The 26887-nt window shown below is 69.0% G+C and carries 26 protein-coding genes and 2 tRNA genes; 16 read left to right on the top strand and 12 right to left on the bottom strand.

The window, feature by feature from the left end:
• Window positions 1-19: 19 nt before the first annotated feature.
• Together AB5J56_RS22640 and AB5J56_RS22635 are read right to left on the bottom strand one after the other, a co-directional pair.
• Window positions 20-1552: a protein kinase gene (locus AB5J56_RS22640; RefSeq protein WP_369234592.1), complete on the bottom strand. Its 1533-nt coding sequence runs from the start codon at window positions 1550-1552 to the stop codon at window positions 20-22.
• Between the two features lie 137 nt (window positions 1553-1689).
• On the bottom strand, window positions 1690-2238 hold the full coding sequence (locus AB5J56_RS22635; RefSeq protein WP_369234591.1) for a helix-turn-helix domain-containing protein: 549 nt from the start codon (window positions 2236-2238) through the stop codon (window positions 1690-1692).
• A gap of 182 nt (window positions 2239-2420) precedes the next feature.
• Between AB5J56_RS22635 and AB5J56_RS22630 the strand changes: the two genes are divergently transcribed.
• The 4 genes from AB5J56_RS22630 to AB5J56_RS22615 all read left to right on the top strand — a co-directional run bounded on the left by AB5J56_RS22630 (window position 2421) and on the right by AB5J56_RS22615 (window position 4647).
• Window positions 2421-2493 (top strand) — tRNA-Ala (locus AB5J56_RS22630).
• 450 nt (window positions 2494-2943) lie between these two features.
• Complete coding sequence (locus AB5J56_RS22625) at window positions 2944-3132, top strand: hypothetical protein (RefSeq protein WP_369242704.1); 189 nt, start codon at window positions 2944-2946, stop codon at window positions 3130-3132.
• Entirely contained in the window at window positions 3129-3833 is a 705-nt protein-coding gene (locus AB5J56_RS22620; protein ID WP_369234590.1) for a sigma-70 family RNA polymerase sigma factor, read from the top strand. Before AB5J56_RS22625 ends, AB5J56_RS22620 begins: the two co-directional genes overlap by 4 nt.
• Window positions 3817-4647 carry a hypothetical protein gene (locus tag AB5J56_RS22615; RefSeq protein ID WP_369234589.1) on the top strand — a complete coding sequence of 277 codons (831 nt, stop codon included), beginning with the start codon at window positions 3817-3819 and terminating at the stop codon, window positions 4645-4647. The genes AB5J56_RS22620 and AB5J56_RS22615 overlap by 17 nt, the downstream gene beginning before the upstream one ends.
• Window positions 4648-4756: 109 nt before the next feature.
• Here the strand turns inward: AB5J56_RS22615 and AB5J56_RS22610 are convergent, their stop codons facing one another.
• Complete coding sequence (locus tag AB5J56_RS22610) at window positions 4757-5458, bottom strand: DUF5324 family protein (protein ID WP_369234588.1); 702 nt, start codon at window positions 5456-5458, stop codon at window positions 4757-4759.
• Between the two features lie 437 nt (window positions 5459-5895).
• On the opposite strand from AB5J56_RS22610, the gene AB5J56_RS22605 reads away from it, so the two are divergent.
• Window positions 5896-6429, top strand: coding sequence for a peptidylprolyl isomerase (locus AB5J56_RS22605; RefSeq protein ID WP_369234587.1), 534 nt, complete (start codon window positions 5896-5898; stop codon window positions 6427-6429).
• Window positions 6430-6571: 142 nt separating this feature from the next.
• Window positions 6572-7480 (top strand): rhomboid family intramembrane serine protease, encoded by a 909-nt coding sequence (locus AB5J56_RS22600; RefSeq protein ID WP_369234586.1) that lies wholly within the window; start codon window positions 6572-6574, stop codon window positions 7478-7480.
• Window positions 7481-7715: 235 nt separating this feature from the next.
• Here the strand turns inward: AB5J56_RS22600 and crgA are convergent, their stop codons facing one another.
• A complete protein-coding gene (crgA, locus tag AB5J56_RS22595; RefSeq protein ID WP_369234585.1) occupies window positions 7716-7970 on the bottom strand; it encodes a cell division protein CrgA in 255 nt (84 codons plus the stop codon).
• 142 nt (window positions 7971-8112) lie between these two features.
• Between crgA and AB5J56_RS22590 the strand changes: the two genes are divergently transcribed.
• The 6 genes from AB5J56_RS22590 to AB5J56_RS22565 are packed head-to-tail and all read left to right on the top strand — an operon-like array spanning window position 8113 to window position 12462.
• Window positions 8113-8892, top strand: a complete 780-nt coding sequence (locus AB5J56_RS22590; RefSeq protein ID WP_369234584.1) for a DUF881 domain-containing protein — start codon at window positions 8113-8115, stop codon at window positions 8890-8892.
• 24 nt (window positions 8893-8916) lie between these two features.
• Window positions 8917-9609, top strand: coding sequence for a class E sortase (locus AB5J56_RS22585; protein ID WP_369234583.1), 693 nt, complete (start codon window positions 8917-8919; stop codon window positions 9607-9609).
• 37 nt (window positions 9610-9646) lie between these two features.
• Window positions 9647-9844 carry a hypothetical protein gene (locus AB5J56_RS22580; RefSeq protein ID WP_369234582.1) on the top strand — a complete coding sequence of 66 codons (198 nt, stop codon included), beginning with the start codon at window positions 9647-9649 and terminating at the stop codon, window positions 9842-9844.
• Window positions 9841-10479, top strand: coding sequence for an aminodeoxychorismate/anthranilate synthase component II (locus AB5J56_RS22575; protein ID WP_369234581.1), 639 nt, complete (start codon window positions 9841-9843; stop codon window positions 10477-10479). The genes AB5J56_RS22580 and AB5J56_RS22575 overlap by 4 nt, the downstream gene beginning before the upstream one ends.
• On the top strand, window positions 10476-11696 hold the full coding sequence (locus AB5J56_RS22570) for a class E sortase (RefSeq protein WP_369234580.1): 1221 nt from the start codon (window positions 10476-10478) through the stop codon (window positions 11694-11696). The genes AB5J56_RS22575 and AB5J56_RS22570 overlap by 4 nt, the downstream gene beginning before the upstream one ends.
• Window positions 11697-11709: 13 nt before the next feature.
• On the top strand, window positions 11710-12462 hold the full coding sequence (locus tag AB5J56_RS22565; RefSeq protein WP_369234579.1) for a class E sortase: 753 nt from the start codon (window positions 11710-11712) through the stop codon (window positions 12460-12462).
• Window positions 12463-12634: 172 nt separating this feature from the next.
• Here the strand turns inward: AB5J56_RS22565 and AB5J56_RS22560 are convergent, their stop codons facing one another.
• The 7 genes from AB5J56_RS22560 to AB5J56_RS22530 all read right to left on the bottom strand — a co-directional run bounded on the left by AB5J56_RS22560 (window position 12635) and on the right by AB5J56_RS22530 (window position 21997).
• Complete coding sequence (locus AB5J56_RS22560; protein WP_369234578.1) at window positions 12635-13603, bottom strand: restriction endonuclease; 969 nt, start codon at window positions 13601-13603, stop codon at window positions 12635-12637.
• A 200-nt stretch (window positions 13604-13803) separates the two neighbouring features.
• The gene (pknB, locus tag AB5J56_RS22555) at window positions 13804-15813 is read right to left on the bottom strand and encodes a Stk1 family PASTA domain-containing Ser/Thr kinase (protein WP_369234577.1); all 2010 of its coding nucleotides are present in this window, start codon (window positions 15811-15813) and stop codon (window positions 13804-13806) included.
• Window positions 15814-15983: 170 nt separating this feature from the next.
• Window positions 15984-17465: a peptidoglycan D,D-transpeptidase FtsI family protein gene (locus AB5J56_RS22550; RefSeq protein WP_369234576.1), complete on the bottom strand. Its 1482-nt coding sequence runs from the start codon at window positions 17463-17465 to the stop codon at window positions 15984-15986.
• Window positions 17462-18910: an FtsW/RodA/SpoVE family cell cycle protein gene (locus AB5J56_RS22545; protein WP_369234575.1), complete on the bottom strand. Its 1449-nt coding sequence runs from the start codon at window positions 18908-18910 to the stop codon at window positions 17462-17464. The genes AB5J56_RS22550 and AB5J56_RS22545 overlap by 4 nt, the downstream gene beginning before the upstream one ends.
• 26 nt (window positions 18911-18936) lie before the next feature.
• Window positions 18937-20487 carry a Stp1/IreP family PP2C-type Ser/Thr phosphatase gene (locus AB5J56_RS22540; protein ID WP_369234574.1) on the bottom strand — a complete coding sequence of 517 codons (1551 nt, stop codon included), beginning with the start codon at window positions 20485-20487 and terminating at the stop codon, window positions 18937-18939.
• A 120-nt stretch (window positions 20488-20607) separates the two neighbouring features.
• A complete protein-coding gene (locus AB5J56_RS22535) occupies window positions 20608-21132 on the bottom strand; it encodes an FHA domain-containing protein (protein ID WP_369234573.1) in 525 nt (174 codons plus the stop codon).
• 10 nt (window positions 21133-21142) lie between these two features.
• The gene (locus AB5J56_RS22530; RefSeq protein WP_369234572.1) at window positions 21143-21997 is read right to left on the bottom strand and encodes an FhaA domain-containing protein; all 855 of its coding nucleotides are present in this window, start codon (window positions 21995-21997) and stop codon (window positions 21143-21145) included.
• A 466-nt stretch (window positions 21998-22463) separates the two neighbouring features.
• Between AB5J56_RS22530 and AB5J56_RS22525 the strand changes: the two genes are divergently transcribed.
• A tRNA-Leu gene (locus AB5J56_RS22525) sits at window positions 22464-22550 on the top strand.
• A 179-nt stretch (window positions 22551-22729) separates the two neighbouring features.
• Here AB5J56_RS22525 and AB5J56_RS22520 read toward each other — a convergent pair.
• On the bottom strand, window positions 22730-23383 hold the full coding sequence (locus AB5J56_RS22520) for an FMN-dependent NADH-azoreductase (RefSeq protein WP_369234571.1): 654 nt from the start codon (window positions 23381-23383) through the stop codon (window positions 22730-22732).
• Between the two features lie 153 nt (window positions 23384-23536).
• Between AB5J56_RS22520 and AB5J56_RS22515 the strand changes: the two genes are divergently transcribed.
• The 3 genes from AB5J56_RS22515 to AB5J56_RS22505 all read left to right on the top strand — a co-directional run bounded on the left by AB5J56_RS22515 (window position 23537) and on the right by AB5J56_RS22505 (window position 26812).
• Window positions 23537-23908, top strand: coding sequence for a winged helix-turn-helix transcriptional regulator (locus AB5J56_RS22515; protein ID WP_369234570.1), 372 nt, complete (start codon window positions 23537-23539; stop codon window positions 23906-23908).
• Between the two features lie 114 nt (window positions 23909-24022).
• Window positions 24023-25486, top strand: a complete 1464-nt coding sequence (locus tag AB5J56_RS22510) for a DUF2252 domain-containing protein (protein ID WP_369234569.1) — start codon at window positions 24023-24025, stop codon at window positions 25484-25486.
• Window positions 25487-25618: 132 nt separating this feature from the next.
• Entirely contained in the window at window positions 25619-26812 is a 1194-nt protein-coding gene (locus AB5J56_RS22505) for a hypothetical protein (protein WP_369234568.1), read from the top strand.
• The last annotated feature ends 75 nt before the right edge of the window (window positions 26813-26887 follow it).

The raw sequence follows: 26887 nt of genomic DNA, 5'->3' as shown, positions 1-26887 counted from the left end.
GGGCCCGCCTGTGACGGCGTCAGATCCGGGCCAGCGCCCAGAACCCCACCGCGAAACAGGCCAGCGCGAGCAGCAGCACCGGCACGGTCACCTTCGCGGGCGGCCCCGGCCGACGCACCGCAACGCGCCGTGCCTGGGCCTGCACCTGCACCTGCGGAGAGTGGGTCGTGTAGGAGGCCGTGGGGGCGTACACATGCTGCTGCACCACCGGCGAACCGGGGGGAGTGGGCGGCTGCTCGGGCACGTACTGCGGAGGATGGTGAGGGGCGGGGCGCAGCGACTGCGTCCCGTGCCAGGCCGGTTGGGGCAGCGGTTCGTGCTGGGGACGCTGCGGCTGTGGCGGTTCGTCAGTGGCGTCCTCCCGAGGCGGCGGGAGATGAAAGCTGCCGGTGTCCGACATCGTGGACGGCTGCGGAGGTACGGCGTCGGGGGCGGCGGTGTCGTGTCGTACGGCGTCGGGAGCGGTGTCCGGTCGTACGTCATGGGCGGCGGTGTCCGGCCGTACGGCATCGGTGGCCGCGTGCGGTCGTATGCCCCCGGAGCCTGGGCCCGAGCCGGAGGGGGAGTCCGTCTCCGGCGGCCAGGAGGGGGCGGTGTCGCGGCCGAGGGGTGGTGTCGTGGAGGCGTGCCGCGGTCCGGGCGAGGGACGGCCGCGCACCCCCGACGCGATCCCGAGCGGTCCCTGGGGGCCGAACCCCTCCGGAAGCGGGCCGAGTTGGTCGAAGACCTCCACCCTCTCGTCGTCGGGGACGGGTTCCGGCAGCAGTTCGGCAGCCGAGGCGAGGGCCTTGCGGGCGCCCGTGGCGGTACGGAACCGCGCCTGCGGGTCGGGCTCCAGGAGCGCGGCCACGACCTGCCAGAGCGGGTCGGGTATGCCGCGCGGGGCCGGTGGGGTGCCGTGGGCCGCGAAGTACTCGATCAGCGCCTTCGCGTCCGGTCTGGCGCCCTCCAGCAGGTACAGGGCGACCAGGCCGACGCCGAACAGATCGGCGGGGAAGCCCGGATCGGCACCCAGCAGCTGCTCGGGCGCGATGTAACCGGGGGTGCCCACCACATAGTCGGTCTCGGTCAGCCGCGGCTCGCCCAGCCGCATGGCGATGCCGAAGTCGGACAGACGCAGCCGCGGCCGCGCCGAGCCGGTCGCTTCGAGCAGGATGTTGGCGGGCTTGATGTCACGGTGGACGACTCCCTCGGCGTGCACCGCGGCGAGCCCGGCCAGGAGTTGGTCGAGCAGCGTGCAGACGAAGGAGGGCGGCAGCGGGCCGTAGTCCCCGACGAGGTGGACCAGCGAGCCCCCGGCGACCAGGTCCATGGTGAACAGGACCTTGTCGTCGTCCGCCGCCCAGCTGGCGGGCGCGAGCACATGGGGGTGGTCGATCCGCAGCGCCTGCTCGCGCACGAAGCGCAGCAGCGCGTGCGCGTCGCTCTGCTGGAGCACCTTGGCGGCCACGTAGCGGCGCCGCCGGTGGTCCCAGGCGCGCCAGACCGCACCGACTCCCCCGCGTCCGACGGGGTCGACCAGTTCGTACCGCCCGGCGAAGACCTCACCCATGACCGTGCGTCGCGCCCCCTTCTGTCCCCCCGTCGATACCGGCGTAGGTCCACGTGGTGCTTCCTCCGTGGCCCGTCTCTTCCCCCGTCAGCGCTCGGCCCGGCCGCCGAACCCCCTTCAGTGGCCGGGCCGGCGGTTCAGCTCTGGTGCGACTGATAGTGCGTGACGGCGTCCGAGGTACGGCCGGCGCCGTACACCCGGAGGAACTCTGCCAGCTCCGGGTGGGTCGGGGCGAGGGTGTCCGCCGCCTCGATGATGTCTCCCGCGGCCGCCACCGAACGCAGCAGCGACTGGATCTCGCGGACCACCCGCTTGACCGTGGGCGCACCCGAACTGCTCGTCGACTGCGTGGTGTTGCTGAGCACCGAGCCCCCCTGAGACTTCTTGATCTCGTCCATGCGCTCGGTCGCCTCGGCCGCGCTGACGCTGCCGTCCGCGACCTGGCCCGCGAGGTCCTGGAGCAGCTGCACGCGCTGGACCACCGCGGGATTGCCGATCTTGGCGCGCTGGCCGCTCATCAGCTGCGACAGCATCGGCGCGGACAGGCCCAGGACCCCCGCGAGACGAGCCTGGTTGAGCCCCAGGTCGTCGATGAGCCTACGGAAGAGCGCCCCCAGCGGCTCCCCGTACCAGTTCCGCTGCAGCTCCCGGGCTCTTGCGGTCGCTTCCTGCTGTGCGGCGTCCATTGCGTCTCCCCATCGCTTCCCCAAATACCGCGGTTCGCTCTAGCGAACCACGTCGAGCATCTTACGGAGAGTGGTCGTCCACGGGGACCCCCAATCTTTTTGCGAGATCCCGGGGGTGAACCGGTACTCTGGTCTCCGGCGCCCGGCGGTATGCGATTCCTTCGGCCGGACGCTCCTCATTCGGGGCCTTAGCTCAGTTGGTAGAGCGCTGCCTTTGCAAGGCAGATGTCAGGAGTTCGAATCTCCTAGGCTCCACACTCGGACCGGTCAGACGCCCTTCGCGGCGGCTGGCCGGTTTTTTTGATGTCCGTTCCTGCGCCTGCCGGCGCCCGCGTCGGCGACCCTGCCGCTGGCCGACCCTTGGACCGATTCGGTGACCTGCGTCACAGAAGCATCCTTTGCGTCCGTTGCAGATCTTTGCGCAAAGAGAAGTGGGATATGGCGGCCGCGCGGTCGCCGCGCAGGTCGCTGACGTGGCGCGAGGGGTGGCGTACACCGGCGCGTGCGCCCTGTGTGAGCTGGAGTGAACGGAGGTGCGTAACCAGAACACTGCGCTCCGTTAAGAAAGTCTGTGCGGATGTTGCACACACGGCCCGTTGCAAACGTCATCGTGGGCGGAGGGCGTAAACAGACGCACTCCCGAGGCCGCCCGGGGGCGCTGACAGGCCTCGCCTTGCGCAAGGAGAGGCAAGACAGCTCGTGACGATGGACGTTGCCGGCGATGTGATCATCGCGGCGCTCGCCCTGCGGGTGTTCGGCCGCGACGCGGTCACCCTGCTGCGCCGGGTCGCCGCGGCCGGGGTGCGGGCGGGCATCAGCGAGATCCGGCGCGACGGCATCAGCGAGATGCGCCGCGAGGAACTCCGCGACGCGGACACAGAGGGGCAGGCGTGACCCAGGACTTCTCCCCGCACGCGCCTCGCGCCACGCGTATGAAGAAACTGCCACTGGACTTCGAGGCCTTCCACCAGATGTACCGGCCCCGCTACGTCTGCTGGGCCACCTCCCGGCTGGGCAGCAGGGCCGACGCGGAGGAGGCCGTCGACGCCGCCTTCGAGCAGTTACTCAAGGCCTGGCAGACCATCCTGACCACGGAGAACCCAGCCGCGTACGCCTGGCGGGTGCTCAGGAACAGCACCATCGACTTCTCCCGGGCACGCGACCGCCGCCCCGCGCTCATAGGCGAGGCCGCCTTCGAGACGGTGGCGCTCGGTCAGGCGGCCGACCCGATCGGCCAGTTCGAGGAGAGCCTCCACCTCTACCAGGCGATCGGACAGCTGCCGCCCCGTCAGATGGACGTCATCCTGCTCCAGTTCAGCCACGGCTACAGCGTCGACGAGGTCGCCGCCGCCCTCGGCATCACCCCGGCCGGCGTCCGCTCCACGGCCCGCCACGCCAAACGGCGACTCCAGCACGCGTACGGCGTCAGAAGGCACCTGGAGAACGCGGAGACCGTGGGGGACCTGGAGAACGTGGGGGACCGCGCGGACGGGACCGCCCTCACGGTGAATGATCCCGCCCCCACAGAGGAAGCGGCCGAGCCCCGTCCCGCCCCCACCAACGACGAAGGGCACGCCGATGACGTCGCACATTGACGACCTGCTCGCCCGGGCACGTCTGCGCCACGCCCCGTACACCCAGGCCGACATCGACGCGGCAGCCGTGCGCCTCGCCACACGGTCCGCCGGCGCCCACCACGGCGACCTGGAACACGACCCCCTGGAACACGACCCCCTGGAAGAGGGCGCCCCCGAAGCGGACGCCTCCCCGGGCGAGGAGGCCTGCGCCGCCGACGATCTCCAGACCCTCTGCGAGACGGTCATCACCCACACCGACGCACTCACCGACCTCGAACTCTTCCTGGCCCGCGGCGCCCTCCCCGAACCCCCCGGAGCACGCGTCCTCGGCTGCATGCTCCAGCTCTCCGAACGCGAGGAATCCGCCCGCTTCTGGTGGCAGTACGCCGCCGGAGCCGGAGACCCCGCCGCCAGCTACTGCCTCTACCTCCACCACCGCGCCCTCGGCGAACACGTCGCCGCCGACTGGTGGCACACCCAGACCGACGCCGTCGCCGACCGGGACACCGACGAACCCGACACCGAGATCACCACCACACTGCGGATACTGCGAGCCCTGAGGCCCGACGGCTCGCCCGTGCCCGACCCCGTCAACGCCGTCCTCCACTACGTGCCCGCCGCCGTCGCGTACGTCGACGACGACCTGGACCTCCCGTTACCCGACCCCGACTTCACCGAACGCGTCCGCGCCCTCGCCGCCCCGCCCCCACCGGACACCGCCTGCCGAGGTGGCAGCCGTCGTGCCGCGTCCCTGCCGGAGCACCGGCGCACACCGCTCCCGAAACTGCCCAAACGCCGCCGCACCCGCGACCCCTCCGCAGGTTCCACGTGAAACATCGCCGGTTCCACGTGAAACATCGCCCACGAACGACGCCGTGGGGTGGGAGACTCTCGGGTCTCCCACCCCACGGCGTCCCTGAACCCGGCCCCAGCGGCCCGGCTCAGCGGTGTTCGTCGCGCTCCGACGCCTCTTCCTCAGCCTCCTTCGCCTGGACCTCCGGGTCCAGGACGGACTGACCACTGCCGTCGACAGACGTCAGACGACCCGTCTCCGGCACCTCCGTCGCGGCGGGCGGCTCGACCAGCCAGTCGGGGTTGGCCTGCTTGTCCCACCACTTCCAGGCGGCGAACGCACCAGCCGTCAGAATCCCCAGAACCGCAAGACCCTTGGCGATACGGCCGGCCCTCGCCCGCCGCTCGTGCTTCCGGGCCAGCTTCTGGATCTCCTTGGGCGAGATCTGCCCGCGCAGCGCGGCCAGAGCCGCCACACTGCGCGCCGCGGCCTCGTCCCGCACGGGCCCGGCGGCCGCCACCGCCTGCTCGATCCTGGGCTTGGAGTAGTCGGCGGCCTGCCGGGCCGCCTTTCGGGTACGGACGGCTGCCTCGTGGGCAGCCTGGTCGACCTTCGGCGGCACATGGGTACGAGCCTGCTCAAGACGCGGGGCGAGCCGGGCGTCGTACTGCACACGGGCCTGTTCAGCAGCCTGCGACACCTTCGGCGCGAGCCGAACGCGCGCTTCGTGCGCATACTGCGAGGCCTTGTCCTTGGCCGTGTCGGCGTAGGGCGCCACCACTTCCGCGGCGTGCAGGACGCTGTCCTTCGCCGAGCCTGTCGCGGCGCGCACGCTGTCGATGCGGGTCACGGGTTTCCTCCTCCTCGGTGGCGTACGTAAGGGGCCGGGGGTATGCCCCAAAAGGCACCGTTCACCTTTCCACCCTTTTCGAGATCATGCCCCTCAACGGCCCCCGAGGCATGTGAGGACGGGCATCCGGGTCATGGAGACCGACTCCGGATCAGTTCGGATCAAGAGCTTCTCAACAGTCGATCACGGGCAATAGCGGATGAATACGGGGCAACGGGAGCTTGTCGTCGACAATGCCACGGATCCCCGGCACGTGCCCCCGTCCCGGGAGGACTCGACCGGTTTTCTGCAACTGCCCACCCGGACAGTGCCCATCCGCAAAGAGTCCACACAGAAAGCGTCCACACGGAAAGCGGTCGGCAAGCGGCGGCCGGGCGCCGCGCGCCGTGGCCCGTGCGAGGATCGGTAGGTCACACGCAGACAACGGAAGGCACATCGTGGCCGAGCAGCTTTACGCCACCCTGAAGACCAACCAAGGCGACATCGAGATCCGGCTTCTGCCGAACCACGCGCCCAAGACGGTCAGGAACTTCGTCGAGCTCGCCCAGGGCGAGCGCGAGTGGGTCAACCCGGAGACGGGCGTGAAGTCCAGCGACAGGCTCTACGACGGCACGGTCTTCCACCGGGTGATCAGCGGCTTCATGATCCAGGGCGGTGACCCGCTGGGCAACGGCACCGGCGGCCCCGGCTACCAGTTCGAGGACGAGTTCCACCCGGACCTGCGCTTCGACAAGCCCTACCTGCTGGCCATGGCCAACGCGGGACCGGGCACCAACGGCTCGCAGTTCTTCATCACCGTCTCCCCGACGGCCTGGCTCACCCGCAAGCACACCATCTTCGGCGAGATCACCGACAAGGTCAGCCAGAAGGTCGTGGACGACATCGCGGGCGTGCCCACCAACCCGCGCACCGACCGCCCTGTCGACGACGTCGTCATCGAGTCGGTCGTCGTCGAGAAGCGCCAGGGCTGACACACCCGGGAACCGGCACACACCAGGGAACCGGTCGCACACCAGGGAACCAAACGCCCCGTTCATCCGTAAGGATGGACGGGGCGGTGCGTTGGCCCATCCGTGCGCCGCGCAGCCTTCGTACGGAGAATGAGGGGACCCCATGGACCAGGCGCCAGGCAGCCCGCAGGGCCCGCAAGGCCCGCAGAATCAGGGATCGCAGGATGCCTGCTACCGGCACCCGGACCGCGAGACCGGCATCCGCTGCACCCGCTGCGAACGACCGATCTGCCCCGAGTGCATGATCAGCGCCTCCGTCGGCTTCCAGTGCCCCGAATGCGTCCGCACCGGCTCCGGCACGGGACACGCGCCGACCGCCAACCAGCCCCGCACCCTCGCGGGCGGCACGATCACCAGGGACCCCAGGCTCCTCACGAAGATCCTGATCGGGATCAACCTCGCCGTCTTCCTGGTCCAGCTCTCCCTGGGCGACCGCTTCACGCACCGCTTCGACCTCATCGGCCGCGCGTACGTCCCGATCCTCGGCTCACTCGAAGGCGTCGCCGAAGGCCAGTGGTACCGACTGCTGACGTCGATGTTCCTGCACGCCAGCTTCGTCCACATCCTCTTCAACATGCTCAGCCTGTGGTGGATCGGCGGCCCCCTCGAAGCCGCCCTCGGACGCGCCCGCTACCTCACGCTCTACTTCGTCGCGGGCCTCGCCGGCAGCGGGCTCACCTACCTCCTCGCCGCCTCGAACCAGCCGTCGCTCGGCGCCTCCGGCGCCATCTTCGGCCTCTTCGGCGCCACCGCTGTCCTGATGCGCCGGCTCAACTACGACATGCGCCCGATCATCGGCCTGCTGGTGATCAACATGATCTTCACCTTCAGCCCGGCCTTCAACATCGCCTGGCAGGCCCACGTCGGCGGCCTCGTCGGCGGTGTCGTCATCGGCTACGCCATGGTCCACGCCCCGCGCGAGAAGCGGACGCTGATCCAGTACGGCACCTGCGCGCTGGTCCTGGCAGCGGTCGTTGTCGCGACGCTGGTCAGGACCGCTCAGCTCACCTGAGGAACCGATGTTGTCCACAGATCGTGGCGGATCTTGCGCACGCTGTGGGGGAACAGCTGTGCCCCCTGTCGCTGACCCGGGTTTTCCCAGGTAGGACAGGGGGCGAACATGCTTCCGGATGCCAGTAGGCCAGTCACACCGGCGTCAACACCACACTGGGTTATCCACAGATCAGCTTTCTTTTCCACCTGTGGATAACAGCTGTGGATAACTCAGTGGATACCCCTGGGCAGAGCTACTTCCACTGCGTGGAAACGCCGAACCCAGCGGCGATGAAGCCGAAGCCGACCACGATGTTCCAGTTGTCGAGTGCGTCGATCGGCAGCGAGCCGTCCGTCACATAGAAGACGACGATCCAGGCGAGGCCGATGAGGAACATGGCCAGCATGACCGGCGCGACCCAGCCGCGGCTGGTCAGTTTGATGGCGGTCGCCTGCTTCGCCGGGGGCGGCGTGTAGTCGGCCTTCTTGCGGATACGTGACTTCGGCACGAGGGTCTCTCCTGTCGATGCGCTGCGTGGCCGCGCAGGGAACTGGGGCGGGCTCCGGGGCAGCGTACAAGGGGACACTGAGTGCTCCCCCGGGCGTCCGTTAGCGTAGTGCTTCCGCGGCGCCGAAGGAGATAAGGGTACGTTGAGCAATTCTGCCGACTCCCCCGGGACGGGTTCCAGTCCTGCCCGTGCGCGCCGTTTCCGGCCCGTACGGCTGCTCACCGTCGCTGTGTTCGCTCTCGCGGGACTCCTCTTCATCACGAGTTTCAACACGGCCAAAGGCACGAATATCCGCACGGACACGTCCTTGCTGAAGCTCTCCGACCTCATTCAGGAGCGCAGTCACAAGAACGGTCAGCTCGACTCGTCGAACGGATCGCTGCGCGACGACGTCGAGGCGCTCGCGGGCCGGGAGGACGGAAGTTCGAAGGCCGAGGACGCCAAACTCGCGGCGCTGGAGAAGAACGCGGGCACCCAGAAGCTCAAGGGCAAGGCCGTCACGGTCACCCTGAACGACGCCCCGCCGAACGCCACGGCCAAGCTGCCCGGCTATCCCGAGCCGCAGCCGGACTACCTGGTCATCCATCAGCAGGACCTTCAGGCGGTGGTGAACGCCCTGTGGCAGGGCGGTGCCAAGGGCATCAAGGTCATGGACCAGCGGCTGATCTCCACAAGTGCCGTGCGCTGCGTCGGCAACACCCTGATCCTCCAGGGCCGCGTCTACTCGCCCCCGTACAAGATCACCGCGGTGGGTGATCCGGAGAAGCTCCAGAAGGCCCTGGCGGCCTCTCCGGCGATCCAGAACTACATGGTGTACGTGAATGTGTACGGCCTCGGCTGGAAAGTCACCGAGGACGGGACGGTGACTCTGCCCGGCTACTCGGGCACAGTGGATCTGCACTACGCCCAGCCCGTGGAGTGAACTGAGCCGTTTCGGGAGCTGCCGGTGCGCGTCGTCGTCAGAACCCTCAGCGAACTCTGCATCACCGTGGGCACGCTGATCGTCCTCTTCGTCGTCTATGTGCTGTTCTGGACCGGCGTCCGGGCGGACGGCGCCATGAACCACCAGATCGACGTGCTGCAGGACCAGTGGGCCAAGCGGACGGCGCATCCCACGGCGACGGCCGCACCCGGCGCCTCGGCCGGACCAGAGGTGCCGGCGCCGTACGTCGGAGGCAAGCCTTTCGCGATCATGTACATCCCGCGGCTTGGTTTCACGTGGAACAAGCCCGTGCTGGAGAACACCGCCGTGAGCACCCTGAAGAAGGGGCTCGGCCACTACGCGAACACCGCCCAGCTGGGCCAGGAGGGCAACTTCGCGGTCGCCGGTCACCGGCGTACGTACGGCGATCCGTTCGTGGACTTCCCGAAGCTGCGGCCAGGTGACGCGGTCGTGCTGACCGACGGGACGACCTGGTTCACGTATCGGATCGACAAAGGCCCCTACAAAACAGTGCCCACGGACGTTGAGGTCATCAACCCTGTGCCACGTAAGTCGGGGTATACGCGCGCAGGCCGCTATCTCACGCTGACCACGTGCGATCCGGAGTGGGGTCACAGCCACCGGCTGATCGTCTGGGCGCACCTGGACTCCACACAGCCTGTGGACGCCGGGAAACCGGCGGCTCTGCGCCGTTAGTCTGGTGCGGTACGGCGTGAGTCGGGTGGTGTATGGCGTGACTCAGGTGCCGTGGTGCGACGGAAGGGACGGCATGTACGGCTGGATCTGGCGGCATCTGCCGGGGAATGTATGGATACGGGTGTTGATCTCGCTCGTCCTGGTCCTCGTGGTGGTCTACGTGCTGTTCCAGTACGTCTTTCCGTGGGCCGAACCGCTGCTTCCCTTCAACGACGTGACGGTGGACAACCAGTGAGCGCACGGATTCTCGTCGTCGACAACTACGACAGCTTCGTCTTCAACCTGGTCCAGTACCTGTACCAGCTGGGCGCCGAGTGCGAGGTGCTGCGCAACGACGAGGTGTCGACGGCGCACGCCCAGGACGGCTTCGACGGCGTGCTGCTGTCGCCCGGTCCCGGCGCCCCCGAGCAGGCGGGCGTCTGCATCGACATGGTCCGGCACTGCGCCGCGACCGGCGTCCCTGTCTTCGGCGTCTGCCTGGGCATGCAGTCGATGCAGGTGGCGTACGGCGGTGTGGTCGACCGGGCGCCCGAGCTGCTGCACGGCAAGACCTCGCTCGTCGAGCACGAGGGCAAGGGCGTCTTCGCGGGCCTGCCCTCGCCCTTCACGGCTACGCGCTACCACTCCCTAGCCGCCGAGCCGGCGACCGTGCCGGCCGAGCTGGAGGTCACGGCCCGGACGCACGACGGGATCATCATGGGTCTCAGGCACCGCGAACTCCCGGTCGAGGGCGTGCAGTTCCATCCCGAGTCGGTGCTGACCGAGCACGGGCACCGGATGCTCGCCAACTGGCTGGTGGAGTGCGGCGACCAGGGCGCCGTCGGACGCTCGACGGGGCTCGCCCCGGTGGTGGGCAGGGCCACGGCGTGACCGCGCTGCGCCCCGAGCGCGACAGCTCCCCCTACGGCGGCGAGGCCGCGTACGGGGGCGCTGACGCGTTCGAGGGCGCGGAGGCCTTCGGGGACCCGTTGACGGGTTCGGCTCCGCCGCCTGCCGTGCAGCAGGAGTGGTACGCCCCGGAGGGGGCTGCGGCATACACCGGGGGGCACACCGGCGACTGGCACGGGGCGACGTACCAGGAGCCGGCCGCCGCTCCGTCTCAAGAGCCGTATCAAGCGCCGTACGAAGCGCCGTACGAGGAACCCTACGAACAGCCGGCCGCGGCGCCGCGGTTGCCGGACGACGAGACCGTGGCGTTGCGAATACCGGATGCGCCGGGTCTCGCGGAGCGCGCGGCGCGGGCGGGCGCGAGCGAGTCCGTATCCGCCCCGGGAGGCCGCGCGGCGCGACGCAGGGCGGCCCGGCGCCACGGGCGGCACGGAGGCGCCCCGGAGGCGGCCGAGAAGGCCTCTGAGACGCCCGCTGGGGCGCCGCGTACGCGGATGGAGGCCCGGAGGGCGGCACGGGCCCGGAAGCCCGGTGTGGCCGTCGTGGTGAGCCGGGTGATCGGCGAGGTGTTCATCACCACCGGCGTCCTGATGCTGCTGTTCGTGACGTACCAGTTGTGGTGGTCGAACGTGCGGGCGCACCAGCAGGCGGGCAGCGAAGCGCACCACCTCCAGGAGGACTGGGCGAGCGGGAAGCGGAAGCCGGGGGCGTTCGCGCCCGGGCAGGGCTTCGCGATCCTGCACATTCCGAAGCTGGACGTGGTCGCGCCGATTGCGGAGGGCACGAACAAGACGAAGGTGCTGGACCGGGGGATGGTCGGGCACTACGGCGAGGGTGCGACGAAGACGGCGATGCCGGACGCGAAGACGGGCAACTTCGGGCTGGCGGGGCATCGCAACACGCACGGGGAGCCGTTCCGGTACATCAACCGGCTGAAGCCGGGCGACGCGATCGTGGTGGAGACGCAGGACGCGTACTACGTCTACAAGATGGCGTCGATCCTGCCGGTGACGAGTCCGTCGAACACCAGCGTGCTGAACGCGATCCCCAAGGGTTCGGGTTTCACGACGGCGGGCCGCTACATCACACTGACGACCTGCACCCCCGAGTTCACCAGCCGGTACCGGATGATCGTGTGGGGCAAGATGGTCGAGGAACGGCCCCGCAGCAAGGGCAAGCCGGATGCGCTCGTCGAGTAAGGACAGATGAACAGTGGCAGCGACGACCGACCAGGACGAGCGCGCGGGCGCCGACCCTGAGGCCGGGGCGCCCGTGCGGCGCCGCCGCGGACATGGCCGGATCGCGATGGCCGTCAGTGTCTTCGGTGAACTCCTCATCACCGCGGGCCTGGTCCTCGGTCTCTTCGTCGTCTACTCCCTGTGGTGGACGAACGTCGTCGCCGACCGCGAGGCGGACAAGCAGGGCGACAAGGTCCGCGACGGCTGGGCGCAGGACAAGGGCGGTCCGGGTGCTCTGGACACCAAGGCCGGCATCGGCTTCCTGCATGTCCCGTCGATGAAGAACGGCGAGGTGCTGGTCGAGAAGGGCACTTCGACCAAGGTCCTCAACGACGGTGTCGCCGGCTACTACACGGACCCGGTCAAGTCGTCGCTGCCGATGACCGGGAAGAACGGCAACTTCACCCTCGCCGCCCACCGCGACGGCCACGGCGCCAAGTTCCACAACATCGACAAGGTCAGGGAGGGCGACCCGATCGTCTTCGAGACCAAGGACGACTGGTACGTCTACAAGGTCTTCTCGATCCTCCCGGAGACCTCGAAGTACAACGTCAAGGTCCTCCAGACGGTCCCCAAGCAGTCCGGCAAGAAGAAGCCGGGCCACTACATCACCCTGACGACCTGCACCCCGGTGTACACCTCCCGGTACCGGTACGTGGTGTGGGGCGAGCTGGAGCGGGTGGTGAAGGTGGACAGTGAGCGGACGCCGCCGGAGGAGTTGCGGTGAACGACAGCCCCCCTCCAAGGGGGCCAGTCACCTAAGATGACGGAGGCCCGAAGCCGCAACTTTCTCTTGCGGCTTCGGGCCTTTCTGCGTCTCTGGGGCGAGGTGCGGCTACTGGAGAATCTGAAGCGGGCCCCGGCGCTCCACTCCTCCAGCAAGCCTCGGTGTACGGCGGTCACGCCGCCCTCGGTGGCGATTTCAGAGCGTCACGGGTGAAGGGGCACGTCGCCACGTAGAGGGCCACCTCTGATACGTGCAGGACCTTGGCCGCTCCGATGAACTTCTGGACGTCGGGGCTGGTGATGGCGAGGTGGGGCGCGAACCGCTTGCACTGGACGCCGATGCTCCGCCCGTCGGCCGTACGACCGGTGATGTCGACGCCTCGGTCTCTGGGGCCACCCCGTACGACTACGTCGGTGCAGCCGTCGCGGCGCAGCAGATCGGCCACGTGTTCCTCGAACTCGCGGCCGTTCATGGCGTCCATGGATGCCATGACCCCGGCGAGGAGTCGGTCTTCGCGCGGGCCTTCCAGCCTCTGTAGCCGGGCGTGATGCTGGCGGAGCCTTCGTTCGATGCTCTGCACCCCCGTCCGCAGAGCGATCAGCTCCCTGCGGTGTTCGCCCGAGGTTTCGATCAGGGCGTTGAACATGGGGACGACGGTCCTGCCGAGGATGTGGGTGATGCGCTGGTCGATGCGGTCGTCGAGGGAGTCCCTGTCCGTCTGGGCGGGAGGGTTGTCCACAGGCCGTGTACGCGCCAGGTACTCCATGTCGAGGAGGTACGTACGCACCTGACGTGCGACTTCGCTGTCCCTGAGCAGCATGGCGATGTTGAGGATGGCGCGTCGGGAGTAGATCGCCAGCGAACGAGTATGGGACTGGATCCCACTGAGGTCCTTGAAGGACCTCAGTTCCTCACCCGTCAGCAGACGGTAGCCGTTGGTTTCCAGCTCCCTCCTGTAGTCCTTGACGAGCGATTTGATGGCTTCGATGCCAACCTCGAAGTAAGCCGCCACCATCGCCGTAGTCACATGCATCCCGTCCGGCAGCAGTGACAGTGCCTTGACCCTGTCGAGCACTTCCGTGCGTTCCAGCGCGCTGTCGCGCAGGGTCCTTGATTCCAACAGCACCGATTCGTGAATCACGTTCTGCCCTCTTGCTTGTGTCGTGGCCGGATGGCCAGGGCAGAGCTCTGATTCCCCACCCCATCCGATCAACGAGTAATCGCATGCGAAGGCACGATCGATGGGGGAGCAGGTGTTTGGTGAGGGGGCTCGGTGGCACGAAAGAGCCCCGGCGCCTGTGTGAGCAGGGTGCCGGGGCTCCTCTAGTGATCGGAGAGCTGTCAGTCCTCGGTGCGGGCCGCCGTTCCGGTGACTCCGCCGAAGACGTTGGTGCCTCCGTTGTTGTTGCCGCCCTGGTTGTTTCCGCCCTGGCCGAAGGCGACCAGGTTGACCGGGGTGTCCTTGGCGACCTGGGAGTTGGGCTGCGGGTCCTGGGTCAGCACGACGGCGTTGTCGTCCTGGGAACCGGAGATGTTGCCGACGGTCAGTCCCGCGTCCTTCAGGGCTTTCTTGGCGTCCTTGAGCGTCAGCTGCGTCACGGTCGGGACGGTGACCTGCTGCTGCTCGGCGGCCTTGCCGATCTGGATGGACACCTTGGACTGCGGGTCGGCCGTGGAGTTGGCCGACGGGGCGGTCTGGATGACCTTGCCGACCAGGTTGGGGTCGGCGGTCTCGACGTCGGTGCACTCGCCGACGAGGTCGTTGGCCGTCATCTGCGCCTTGGCCTCGTCGCAGGTCTTACCGGACACGTCCGGGACGACGGACTTCTTCGCTTCCTTGGAGATGGTCAGGGTGATCGTCGTCCCCTTCTCCACCTCGGTGCCGAGTTCCGGGTCCTGCTTCAGCACCTTGCCCGGCTCCTCTTCGGAGACCTCGGTCTGCGTTTCGACCTCGAACGCGTACTTGTCGGCCCCGAGGATCTGCTTGGCCTCGTCGAGGGTCTTGCCCGTGACGCTGGGCACCGCGACCTTCGGCGCCCCCGTGGAGACCACCAGAGTGATCGTGTCGCCCTTTTTGACATCGGCCTTGGGCTTGGGGTCCTGGTCGCAGACGACGCCCTTTTTCTGGTTCTCGCAGGGCTTCGGGTCGAACTGCAGCTTCAGGTCGACGTTGTCCGCCTGCTTCTGCGCGTCTGCCTTTGTCTGGTTGACGAAGTTCGGGGCCGGGAACGTCTCGGAGCTCGTGCCCTTGCCGTCGAAGGCGTACTTGCCGATCAGGATGGCGCCGAGGAGAACCAGGACGCCCGCGACGACCAGAAGTATCGTCGAGGTGTTGTTCTTCTTCTGGCGGCGGCGGGCGGGGCGGTCGTCGTAGCCGTAGCCGCCGTCGTCCGGGTTCATCGGGGGCAGCATCGACGTGGCGCCGGCGTCCTGGCGCAGGGCCGTCGTCGGCTGGTCGTCCGGGTAGCCGCCGTAGCCGACGGAGCCCATGGCGGCGGTCGCCGCGACGGGCTGGCCGTCGAGGCAGGCCTCGATGTCGATGCGCATCTCGTCGGCGGACTGGTAGCGGTAGTCCGGGTCCTTGGTGAGGGCCTTCAGCACGATCGCGTCCATCTCGGGCGTGATCTCGGCGTCGAAGACGCTCGGCGGCTGCGGCTCCTCGCGGACGTGCTGGTAGGCGACGGCCACCGGGGAGTCGCCGATGAACGGGGGCCGGACCGTGAGCAGCTCGTAGAGCAGGCAGCCGGTCGAGTAGAGGTCGGACCGGGCGTCGACCTGCTCGCCCTTCGCCTGCTCCGGCGAGAGGTACTGGGCCGTGCCGATGACCGCCGCGGTCTGGGTCATCGTCATTCCGACGTCGCCCATGGCGCGGGCGATGCCGAAGTCCATCACCTTGACCTGGCCGTTGCGCGTCAGCATGACGTTCGCGGGCTTGATGTCGCGGTGGACGATGCCGGCGCGGTGCGAGTACTCGAGGGCCTGGAGGATGCCGATGGTCATCTCCAGGGTGCGCTCGGGCAGCAGCTTGCGCCCCGAGTGCAGCAGCTCGCGCAGCGTGGACCCGTCGACGTACTCCATCACGATGTACGGAATGGAGGTGCCGTCGATGTAGTCCTCACCCGTGTCGTACACGGCGACGATCGCGGGATGGTTGAGCGAGGCGGCCGACTGGGCCTCCCGGCGGAACCGGGCCTGGAACGACGGGTCGCGTGCGAGGTCTGCCCGCAGCGTCTTCACCGCCACGGTGCGGCCGAGCCGGGTGTCATGCGCGAGGTAGACCTCCGCCATGCCACCACGGCCGAGCACCTGGCCCAGCTCGTACCGGCCGCCGAGGCGACGCGGCTCTTCCATAGCTACCTACCAGCCCTCTCCGTCGGTCCCGACCGCACCTTTGTGTGGTCCGGCGGTGTGCTGTCCGGGCATACCGTACCCGGATCGCTTTGTGTGACCTGGCCAAGACCGTCACCCGTGACAGGACCGGTATCGCAACGTGCACCGATGTGAAGGGGACGTGACGGGGGTCACTTCTTGCTGTCGATGACTGCCTTCATCACGCTCCTCGCGATGGGCGCCGCGAGACCGCCGCCCGTGATGTCGCCGCGGTTGGCGAGACCATCCTCGACGACCACGGCCACGGCCACCGGGGAGCTGCCGTCCTTGAGCTTCGCGTAGGAGATGAACCAGGCGTACGGCTTCTCGCTGTTGGCGACGCCGTGCTGGGCGGTACCGGTCTTGCCGCCGACCGTGACGCCTGCGATCTGTGCCCGGTTACCGGTGCCCTGCGGGTCCTCGACGACCGTCTGCATCATCGACTGCAGGATCTGCGCGTTCTTCTCGGAGAGCGGCTTGCTCATTTCCTGCGGCTCGGTCTGCTCGATGACGTCCAGGTTGTGGGTGCTCAGCTCGCTGACCATGTACGGCTTCATCAGCGTGCCGTCGTTGGCGACGGCGGAGGCCACCATGGCCATCTGCAGCGGGGTCGCGGCGGTCTCGAACTGGCCGATGGAGCTGAGCGCGGTCTGCGGCTTGTCCATGGTGGCGGGGAAGTTGGAGGTGGCGGCGCGCACCGGGGTGTCGAGCTTGGAGTCGTTGAAGCCGAACTTCTTGGCCTCCTCCAGCATCTTGTCCTTGCCGAGGTCGGCGCCGATCTTGCCGAAGACGGTGTTGCAGGACACCTTGAGGGCCACGCGCATGGTGGCGTCCTTGCAGGGGATGGGCCCCTCGTTCTTCAGCGGTGTCCGGGTCGTCGGCAGGTTGTAGGGCAGCGGGGAGTCGGTCTTGGTGTCCGCGTCCGGGTAGAGGCCGTTCTCCAGGGCCGCGGCCGCGGTGACCACCTTGAAGGTGGAGCCGGGCGGGTAGGTCTCGCGCAGCGCCCGGTTGAGCATCGGCTGGTCGGGGTTGTTCTCCTTCTGGAGCGCCTTCCACTCCTTCTCGTCCGTCATCCCCGCGATGGTCGAGGGGTCGTACGAGGGGGTGGAGGCCAGGGCCAGGATCGCGCCGGTCTCCGGGTCGATCGCGGCGACGGCGCCCTTCTTGCCGCCCAGGCCCTGGAAGGCGGCCTTCTGTGCGGCCGCGCTCAGGGTGGTGACGACGTTGCCGCCCTGCTTCTTCTTGCCGGTGAGCATGTCGAGGGTGTTGCGGAAGAAGAGCCGGTCGTCGTTGCCGGTGAGGATGCCGTCCTCGAGCTTCTCCAGCTGGTTGGCGTCGTAGGCCTGCGAGGCGAACCCGGTGACGGGCGCCCACATCTTGCCGTTCTTGTATGTGCGCTTGTACTTGTAGTCGTTGAGGCTGTTGTCCTTCGACTCGGCGTACCCGGTGATCGGGTCGCCGTCGACGATGATGTCGCCGCGCGGTGTGGCGTAGCGCTCGATGGCGACCCGGCGGTTCTTGGGGTCGTCCTTCAGTGAGTCGGCCTGGACGTACTGGAGCCAGTTGTCCCGGATGAGCAGGGCGAGGACGAGGAGCCCGCAGAAGAGCGCGATCCGGCGCAGGGGCTTGTTCACGGTCGGACCACCTGGGTCATCTCGGCGTCGGGGTTCGGGGCGGGGGCGGGCGCCGGACGGCGTGCGGTGTCGCTGATGCGGATCAGGATGGCGATCAGGGCCCAGTTGGCGATGACGGAGGAGCCGCCGGACGCGATGAACGGCATGGTCATACCGGTCAGTGGGATCAGGCCCATGACGCCGCCTGCGACCACGAAGACCTGGAGTCCGAAGGCGCCGGACAGGCCGACGGCGAGGAGCTTGCCGAAGGGGTCGCGGGCGGCGAGGGCGGTGCGGATGCCGCGCTCGACGATCAGGCCGTAGATCAGCAGGATCGCCATGATGCCGGCGAGGCCGAGTTCCTCGCCGAAGGTGGCGAGGATGAAGTCGGAGTTGGCGGCGAAGCGGATGAGTTCGGAGTGGCCCTGGCCGAGGCCGGTGCCGAGGGTGCCTCCGGAGCCGAAGGCCCACAGGGCCTGCATGGCCTGCTCGGAGTGGACGACGCCGTCTTTGACCCCGGCCTGGCTGAGCAGGTACTCGTGCATCGGGTCGAGCCAGGCCTGCACACGGGTCTGGACGTGCGGTTCGAAGCTTGCCACGCCGACGGCGCCGGCGGCGGACATCAGCAGACCGAAGACGATCCAGCTGGTCCGCTCCGTGGCGACGTACAGCATGATGATGAACATTCCGAAGAACAGCAGCGATGTACCGAGGTCGGTCTCGAACACCAGGATGAGGATCGAGATCATCCAGACGACGATGATCGGTCCGAGGTCGCGGCCGCGCGGCAGGTACAGGCCCATGAAGCGGCGGCTGGCGAGGGCGAGTGCGTCGCGCTTCACCATCAGGTAGCCGGCGAAGAAGATCGCGAGGACGATCTTCGCGAACTCGCCGGGCTGGATGGAGAATCCGGCGACCGAGATCCAGATCTTGGCGCCGTAGGTGATGTTGGCGCCGAGGCCGGGGACCAGTGGCAGCAGCAGCAGGACGAGCGCGCCGACCATGGAGATGTAGGTGTAGCGCTGCAGGACGCGGTGGTCCTTGAGGAAGATCAGTACGACGGAGAACAGGGCGATGGCCAGCGCGGTGTAGAGCAGCTGGCGGGGTGCCGCGTTGCCGGCCTGGCCGATCTTCTGGAGCAGCTTGGACTGGTCGAGCCGCCAGATGATCACCAGCCCGAGCCCGTTGAGGAGCGTGGCCAGCGGAAGCAGCAGCGGGTCCGCGTACGGGGCGAACTTCCGTACGACGAGGTGGGCGACGCCGGCCAGCAGGCCGAGGCCCAGGCCGTAGCTCAGCAGGCCTGTGGGCACCTTGTCGTCGATGGCCAGGCCCACGTTGGCGTAGGCGAACACCGGGATGACGACGGCGAACACCAGGAGCGCGAGCTCGGTGTTGCGCCGGCTCGGTGCGCCGATCGCCCCGATCGTGGACGTGTGCTGCGTCGACGGGTTGGTTGTACTGCTCATCGTGTGACTGGGCCCCTCACGGCTGCTTACTGCTTACCGCACTGCGAGACCAGCTTCTGCTCTTCGTCGGAGAGGCTGGGGCCGGGTGTGGGAGTGGGTGCGGTCGTGGACTTGGAGGACGAAGGCGCCGATCCGGACGGAGTCGGGTTCGGGGTCGGCGACGCTGTGGCCTTGGACGTCAGCGAGGTGGTTGTGGTTCCCGTGGTCCCACCTGCCTCGCCCTCACCGGTCTTCGCGTTGGAGTCGGTCTCGGCGGCGCGGCGCTGGGCCTGCTTCTTGCACGCGGAGGCCTGTACGGCGAGCTCGTCGACCTTCTTCTGGGCGTCGCCGAGGCCGCCTTCGGCGATGGTCGCCTTGACCTGGTTCTGCTGGTACGGCGGCAGGTACTTGAGTTCGATCTCGGGGTGGTCCTTCTCGACCTTCGAGAGCGAGACCCAGGCCAGGTCCTGGCTGATGCCGCGGTAGAGCGCGACGTGTTCACCCTTGGCACCCACGTAGTACTGCGTCTGTGTCCAGCGGTAGCCGCCGTAGAGCCCGCCGCCGATGACGGCGAGCCCGAGCGCGATGTAGAGGGATCTCTTCAGCCACTTGCGTCCGCCGCCGGGCTTGACGAAGTCCTCGTCGGAGTAGGCGCCGAAGTTGCCCGCGGGGACGTAGCCGGTGGTGTCGCCGCTGCCGGGCGGGCCGAACTCGCCACCGCCGCCGCCCTGTCCGGGCACCGGGCGGCCGAGGCTGGAGGCGCGGCCCGCGGGGGTCTGCATGGCGCCGTTGTCGTGAATCTGGTGCTGGTTCTCGGCGACCGCGCCGACGACGACGGGGGTGTCGGAGATCTGTGCGGCGAGGGTGTCGCCGGAGTCGATGTCGAGGACGTCGGCCACGATGACGGTGATGTTGTCGGGGCCGCCGCCGCGCAGAGCGAGCTCGATGAGGTTCTGGACGGTCTCCTGCGGGCCCTGGTAGCTGGCGAGGGTGTCCTCCATCGTCTGATGGGAGACGACGCCGGAGAGGCCGTCGGAGCAGATCAAGTACCGGTCGCCGGCGCGGACTTCACGGATGGAGAGGTCCGGCTCGACGTGCTCGCCGCTGCCCAGCGCACGCATCAGCAGGGAGCGCTGCGGGTGGGTGGTGGCCTCTTCCTCGGTGATGCGGCCCTCGTCGACGAGGCGCTGCACCCAGGTGTGGTCCTGCGTGATCTGCGTCAGTACGCCGTCACGCAGCAGGTAGGCGCGGGAGTCGCCGACGTGCACGAGGCCGAGGCGCTGGCCGGTCCACAGCAGGGCGGTGAGGGTGGTCCCCATGCCTTCGAGCTGGGGGTCCTCTTCGACCATCGAGCGCAGCTGGTCGTTGGCGCGCTGTACGGCCGTGCCGAGGGAGGTGAGGATGTCGGAGCCGGGCACGTCGTCGTCGAGCGAGACGATGGTGGAGATCACCTCGGAGGAGGCGACCTCACCGGCGGCCTGGCCGCCCATTCCGTCGGCGATCGCGAGCAGGCGCGGCCCGGCGTAACCGGAGTCCTCGTTGCCCTCGCGGATCATGCCTTTGTGCGATCCGGCGGCGAAGCGCAGTGACAGACTCATGCGCACCTCGCCCGTCGGCTCCGGGTACATCCGCACGGTGCCCACCCTCCGGTCGGGAGCGCGCCGGGGTCCGTCGTGTGGACCGCCGCTGCGTGCTCGCTCCGCTCGCTCATTGTCGTACTACTTCCGCAGCTCGATGACGGTCTTGCCGATGCGGATCGGCGCGCCCAGCGGAATCGGTGTGGGAGTCGTCAGCCGGGTCCGGTCGAGATACGTGCCGTTGGTGGACCCGAGATCCTCGACGATCCACTGGCCGTCCCGGTCCGGGTAGATCCTGGCATGCCTGCTGGACGCGTAGTCGTCGTCCAGCACGATCGTTGAGTCGTGCGCCCGGCCCAGAGTGATGGTCTGGCCCTGGAGCGCGACCGTCGTGCCGGTGAGGGTGCCCTCGGACACGACGAGTTTGGTGGGGGCGCCGCGGCGCTGCCGGCCGCCGCCGCTAGGTGCGGCCGCCTGCTGGCGCTGCTGCGGCGGCGCGGCCTGGCGCGCGGCCTGCTGCGGCCTGTTGGCGTCCCGTCGCGAGCCGCGCTGTGTGACACGCGTTCCGAACAGGTCGCTGCGGATGACCTGCACGGCCACGATCACGAACAGCCACAGTACGGCCAGGAAACCCAGCCGCATGACCGTGAGGGTCAGCTCTGACATTGCCCCCGCTTCACCCTTCGGCTTGCCGGTAAATGATGGTGGTGCTGCCCACGACGATCCGCGAGCCGTCGCGGAGCGTAGCGCGGGTGGTGTGCTGCCCGTCCACCACGATGCCGTTGGTGGACCCGAGATCCTGGATCGTCGAGGGCGTTCCGGTCCGGATCTCACAGTGCCGGCGCGAGACGCCGGGGTCGTCGATCCGCACGTCGGCTTCGGTGCTGCGGCCCAGCACCAGCGTCGGGCGGGAGATCTGATGGCGGGTGCCGTTGATCTCGATCCAGTGCCGCATGCGGCCGCCGGCCTGCGGGGCGGCGGGTGCACCGCCCCGGGCGCCGATCGGTGACACCGGCGCGGGGCCGGGTCGGCCGCCGGGCGGCGGGGCGGACGGCATGGGAGGGGCGGCGGCGGGCGGGTAGCCGTAGCCACCCTGCGCGCGCGGTGCCGCCGGTGCCGGGCCCGCCGGGGCGCGCTCGGGAGCCTGCTGGTTGGTGGAGGAGGCGAGCGTACGGCTGCGCACCCGGTAGAGCCCGGTGTCGAGGTCGTCCGCCTTCTCCAGGTGGACCTTGATGGGGCCCATGAAGGTGTAGCGCTGCTGCTTGGCGTAGTCGCGCACCATGCCGGCGAGTTCGTCGCCGAGCTGTCCGGAGTAGGGGCTGAGACGCTCGAAGTCCGGCGTGCTCAGCTCCACGATGAAGTCGTTGGGGACGACGGTGCGTTCCCGGTTCCAGATGGTCGCGTTGTTGTCGCACTCGCGCTGGAGGGCGCCGGCGATCTCGACGGGCTGGACCTCGGACTTGAACACCTTGGCGAAGGTGCCGTTGACCAGACCCTCGAGACGCTGCTCGAACTTCTTCAGGACTCCCATGGGGCACCTCCTCCTTCGTAGCCGTCCTGGTACTGCTTACTGATCGTATCCACGCGTCGGGAAATCGGCTGGTTCCCCCTGTCGGGCCGGTCGACGGGTGTCGACGTGCTCCGAGCCCCTCCCGGAGTCCCCTCCCGAGGTTCCCTCCGAAGCGCCTCTTCGAACTCCTCCTGTCAAGGATCGTAGAGGCGGCGCGTGACCAGTGTCCCGCACCTGGCTGTGCTGCCTGCCCGGCTCCTGGGGAGATGCCCAGGACCGGTACGAGGTTGATACGTGAACCGGTTCTGACTGATACCTGTCATCGGCGCGGACGCCGGTACAGGGGGAGGTGGCCTGGGAGAGAGGGGTGCGCGCCCGGGGTGTGGGGGCGGGAAAGGGATGTGATTCCACCCCGGACAGCGTGCTAATCTTCTGCATGTCGGAAGGCGCTCGCCCCACTCGGTGAGAGACGGAAGACACACCCAATGCGCGGGTGGCGGAATAGGCAGACGCGCTGGATTCAGGTTCCAGTGCCCGAAAGGGCGTGGGGGTTCAACTCCCCCCTCGCGCACCATGAAGAACCGATGGAACGGGTCTTCACCAGTGACGAAAGTCATGGTGGGGGCCCGTTTCTCGTTGTCGTGATGGGCCGCGGCCCGGACAGGACGAGGCAGGGCCCCGGCGGTGAGGTATCTCACTGCCGGGGCCCTCTGTTTTTGACGCCTTCCGGCGGGGGCTTTCTGTGGCCGGTGCTCAGGCGGCGAGGCGCTCGGTGACTTCCTTGGCCTTCGTGGTCGCCTCGTCGAGGGCCTTGGCGCGGGACTCCTCGAAGAGCGGGACCAGCTCGGCCATCGCCGGGTTGTACGGCGCCATCGTCAGCTCCGGGACGATGAAGTCCACCTCCAGGCCGAGGGTGTCGCCGAGGACGGCCTTGAGGTAGTTCTGCACGTACTCGTAGCCCTCGCGCGGGGTGCCCGGCGCGTAGGAGCCGCCGCGGCTGGCGACGACGGTGACCGGGGTGCCCTTGGTCTTCGAGTCCTCGGTCATGGCGGTGCGGCCGATGAGGATCACGTGGTCCAGCCATGCCTTGAGCGTCGACGGGATCGAGAAGTTGTACATCGGGGCACCGATCAGCACCGCGTCCGCGTTCTCCAGCTCCTCTATGAACGTCACGCGCTCGGCGAAGGCTGCGGCCTGCTCGGGGGTGTGCGCGTCCGGTGCGGCGAAGCCGGCCGAGTGGGCGTCGGCGGTGATGTGCGGCACGGGGTTCGCGGCGAGGTCGCGGTAGATCACGGTGCCCTCCGGATGCTGCTCCTCCCAGGTCTTGCGGAAGGCGTCGGTCACGGCGCGGGAGGCGGAGGCGGCGCCGGGGAACACCGAGGAGTCGATGTGAAGAAGGGTGGCCATGAGGGGCTCCAAGGAAGGGAGAAGAAACGCGGGGAGGGAGGGGAGGGGGATGCCCGACTGCCTGCCGGCCGCTGATTTTTCGTACTCAACTATAGATAACACAGTCACTTACTTTTTTTCATCCCCCTACGGGAGCGCAGTACCCTGGGGCGTATGGCGGAGCAGGTAAAGCACGAGGCGGGCCCGTGCCAACGGGTCGACGACGGCATGACCCGGGTCTTCCTGCTGCTCGGAAAGCGCTGGACCGGCCTGATCGTGACCGTGCTGCTTCAGCACCCCGTGCACTTCACCGACCTGCGCAGGGCGATCCCCGGCATCAGCGAACGCATGCTCTCGGACCGGCTCACCGAACTCGGCGCGGCCGGCCTGGTCGTGCGCGATGTCGACGAAGGGCCCCCGCTGCGCGTCTCGTACCGCCTGACGGAGGCGGGCTCCGCGCTCGAGCCGGCCCTCAAGGAACTCGGCAGCTGGGCCGAGAAGCACCTCCCGGAGAGCGCCCCTTGCTCGGAGAAGTTCGGGAAGTAGCGCCCGCCTTTTTCCACAGTCGCGGAGTTGTCCACAGGGTCTGACGCGTCCCGCCGAGCGGCTGTACGGTCGTCACGAGTTGATGTTCGTGCAGGCACGGGGGAGGCGGTCGGAGTGACCCAGCTCGGTACAGCGGTCGATGCGACGGCGGTTGATACGGCGGCGGCCGGGGCGGCGCCGGTCGCGGCGCGGGCGACCCGGGTTCCCGGGGTGCGCGGGTTCGCGCAGTGGCCCGTGCAGGGGTCGCCCAAGGACGAGGGCAAGGCGCTGCGCGAGCGGGTGGGGCGCGGCACGCATGCCGAGCTGACGCTCGACGCCGCCCGGCCGGACGCCGTGGCCGCGGTCGAGGAGTCCAACCGCGGCAGGATCCCCGGGCTCGCCCCGATACGCGTCGGCAGGATGGCGGCCACACCCTTCGCGTTCCTGCGCGGCTCGGCAGGCCTCATGGCGTACGACCTCGCGCGCACCCCCATGACCGGGATAGCGGCACAGATCTGCGGTGACGCGCACGCGGCGAACTTCGGCCTCTACGGGGACGTGCGCGGCGGCCTCGTCATCGATCTGAACGACTTCGACGAGACGGTGCACGGCCCCTGGGAGTGGGACCTCAAACGGCTCGCCACCTCGCTCGTGCTCGCGGGCCGGGAGGCCGGGGCGGACGAGGACACCTGTCGCAAGGCGGCCCACGACGCGGTCGGCGCCTACCGGCGCACCCTGCGGCTGCTGTCCAAGCTCCCGGTGCTCGACGCGTGGAACGCCATCGCGGACGAGGAACTCGTCTCCCACACGGACGCCCATGACCTGCTCGGCACGCTGGAGCGGGTCTCGGAGAAGGCGCGAGCCAACACCAGCGGACGGTTCGCGGCCAAGTCGACGGAGGTGACGGACGACGGCGGGCACCGCTTCGTCGACGCCCCGCCCGTGCTGCGGCGCGTACCCGACGAGGAGGCCGCGGCGGTCGCGTCCTCCCTGGAGAGCTATGTGAGCACGCTCTCGGAGGACCGGCTGCCCCTGCTGGCCCGCCATGCGGTGCACGATGTCGCGTTCCGCGTGGTCGGCACGGGCAGCGTGGGCACGCGGTCCTACGTCGTCCTGCTCCTGGACCACCGCGGCGAACCGCTCGTCCTCCAGGTGAAGGAGGCCCGCCCCTCGGTGCTGGTGCCACATCTGGTGGGCGCCGGGTTCGAGGCGCCGGACGTGGCGCACGAGGGGCGCCGGGTGGTACTCGGGCAGAAGCGCATGCAGGTCGTCAGCGACATCCTGCTCGGCTGGACCTCGGTCGACGGGTTCCCCTTCCAGGTACGGCAGTTCCGCAACCGCAAGGGCAGCGTCGACCCCGCCGCGCTGTCCGCAGACCAGATCGACGACTACGGCCGCATGACCGGCGCCCTCCTGGCCCGCGCCCACTCCCACACCGCCGACCCCCGCCTCCTCTCCGGCTACTGCGGCAAGAACGAGGAACTGGACGAGGCGATAGCGACGTTCGCCATGACCTACGCCGACCGCACTGAGGCGGACCATGCGGCGCTGGTGGGGGCGGTGCGGGCGGGGAGGGTTGCTGCGGAGATGGGGGTTTGACCGGTTTGGCGGGGTTGGTAGGGGTGGTGGGTTCGGCCGGTGGGGCGGGGAGGGGGGAGGGGGAGGGAAGCCCCCGGAGGGCGAGGACAGTGAGTCTGCGTGGCCGTCCGAGCCGTGGCCTACGCTGGGCGGGTGACGACGCCGGAAGCTGATCAGTCCCAGTCCGCGCCCGCTGGTGAAGAGCCGCGGGAGCAGGTGGGTTCGGAGGTGCCGCCCGCCGAAGCCGAGCGGGGCGGTGACGCTGCCGGTGCGGCCCGGGACGAGGCGCAGGGCGACCCGCGCAGTGAGGCCCAGGGCGAGGCGCAGGACGAGGACCAGAGCGCGGCTCGGGGCGAGGCGCAGGGCGACGGTCCGAGCGAGGCCCGGGACGAGGACCAAGGCCGTGGCCCGAGCGAGGGCCGGGATGAGAGCCAAGGCCGTGGCCCGAGCGAGGGCCGGGACGAGAGCCAAGGCCAAGGTCGAGGCCAAGGTGCGGGCCAGGGTAAAGCGCAGGATGCGGGCCAGGGCCAAGCTGAGGAGAGTGCTGGCGGCGGCGGTGAGGAAGCTCGGCCTGAGGAGCGGCTGGAGCGGGCCGTGCGGGCGGCTGAGCAGGCGTTGATCGAGTTCGAGATCGCTGTGGAGACCTTCCGGGTCGAGGTCGAGAACTTCTCGCGGCTGCACCACCAGAAGCTGGGCCCGATGTACGCCCGCCTCGACGAGCTGGAGGCGCAGATCGCCGAGGCGCGGGCTGCGCGGACCGGGGACCCGGAAGACGTCCGCAAGGCGCACGAGGCGCGGGCGCGGGTGCTGCCGATGCCAGGCGTCGAGGAGCTGTTCCACGGCTGGATGGACTCCGAGGGACTGTTCCCGGAGGCCGCCGCGATGCTGACCGACCAGCCCGTGCGGCCCCCGCAGCGGGTGCGCCCCAGCGCCGAGGCCCGCAAGCTCTACCGTGAGCTGGCCCGCAAGGCCCACCCCGACCTGGCACAGGACGAGGCGGAGCGGGCGCGGCGGGATGAGTTCATCGCCCGGGTCAACGCCGCCTACGGCCGAGGCGACGAGGCGCTTCTGCGGGAGCTGGCGCAGGAGTGGGCCGCCGGACCCGTCCCCGAGGAGTGGCGTCCGACCCGCAGCGAGGAGCTCTATGCCCGCCTCGAATGGCTCGCTCAGCGCAAGGAGCTGCTCACCCTCGTCGCCCGCGAGCTGGAGGAGAGCGCGATCGGCGCGATGCTCAAGCTGGCCCCGGACGACCCCGACCGTCTCCTGGAGGAGATCGCCGAACAGCTGCTGGCCCAGGTCGGCGAGCGCGAGGCGGAGCTGACCGGGCTGACGGGCTCACCGGGCTGACCGCGCTGACGCCTGGCCAGGCCGTCGGGCTGACCGAGCAGGCGAGCCGGGCGGGCCGTCGGTCTGGTGGACCGA

Source organism: Streptomyces sp. R21 (assembly GCF_041051975.1).
In the GTDB taxonomy this organism is placed as follows: domain Bacteria; phylum Actinomycetota; class Actinomycetes; order Streptomycetales; family Streptomycetaceae; genus Streptomyces.
Note: the sequence above shows the minus strand (reverse complement) of the source record. Positions and strands in the feature narration are given on the sequence as shown.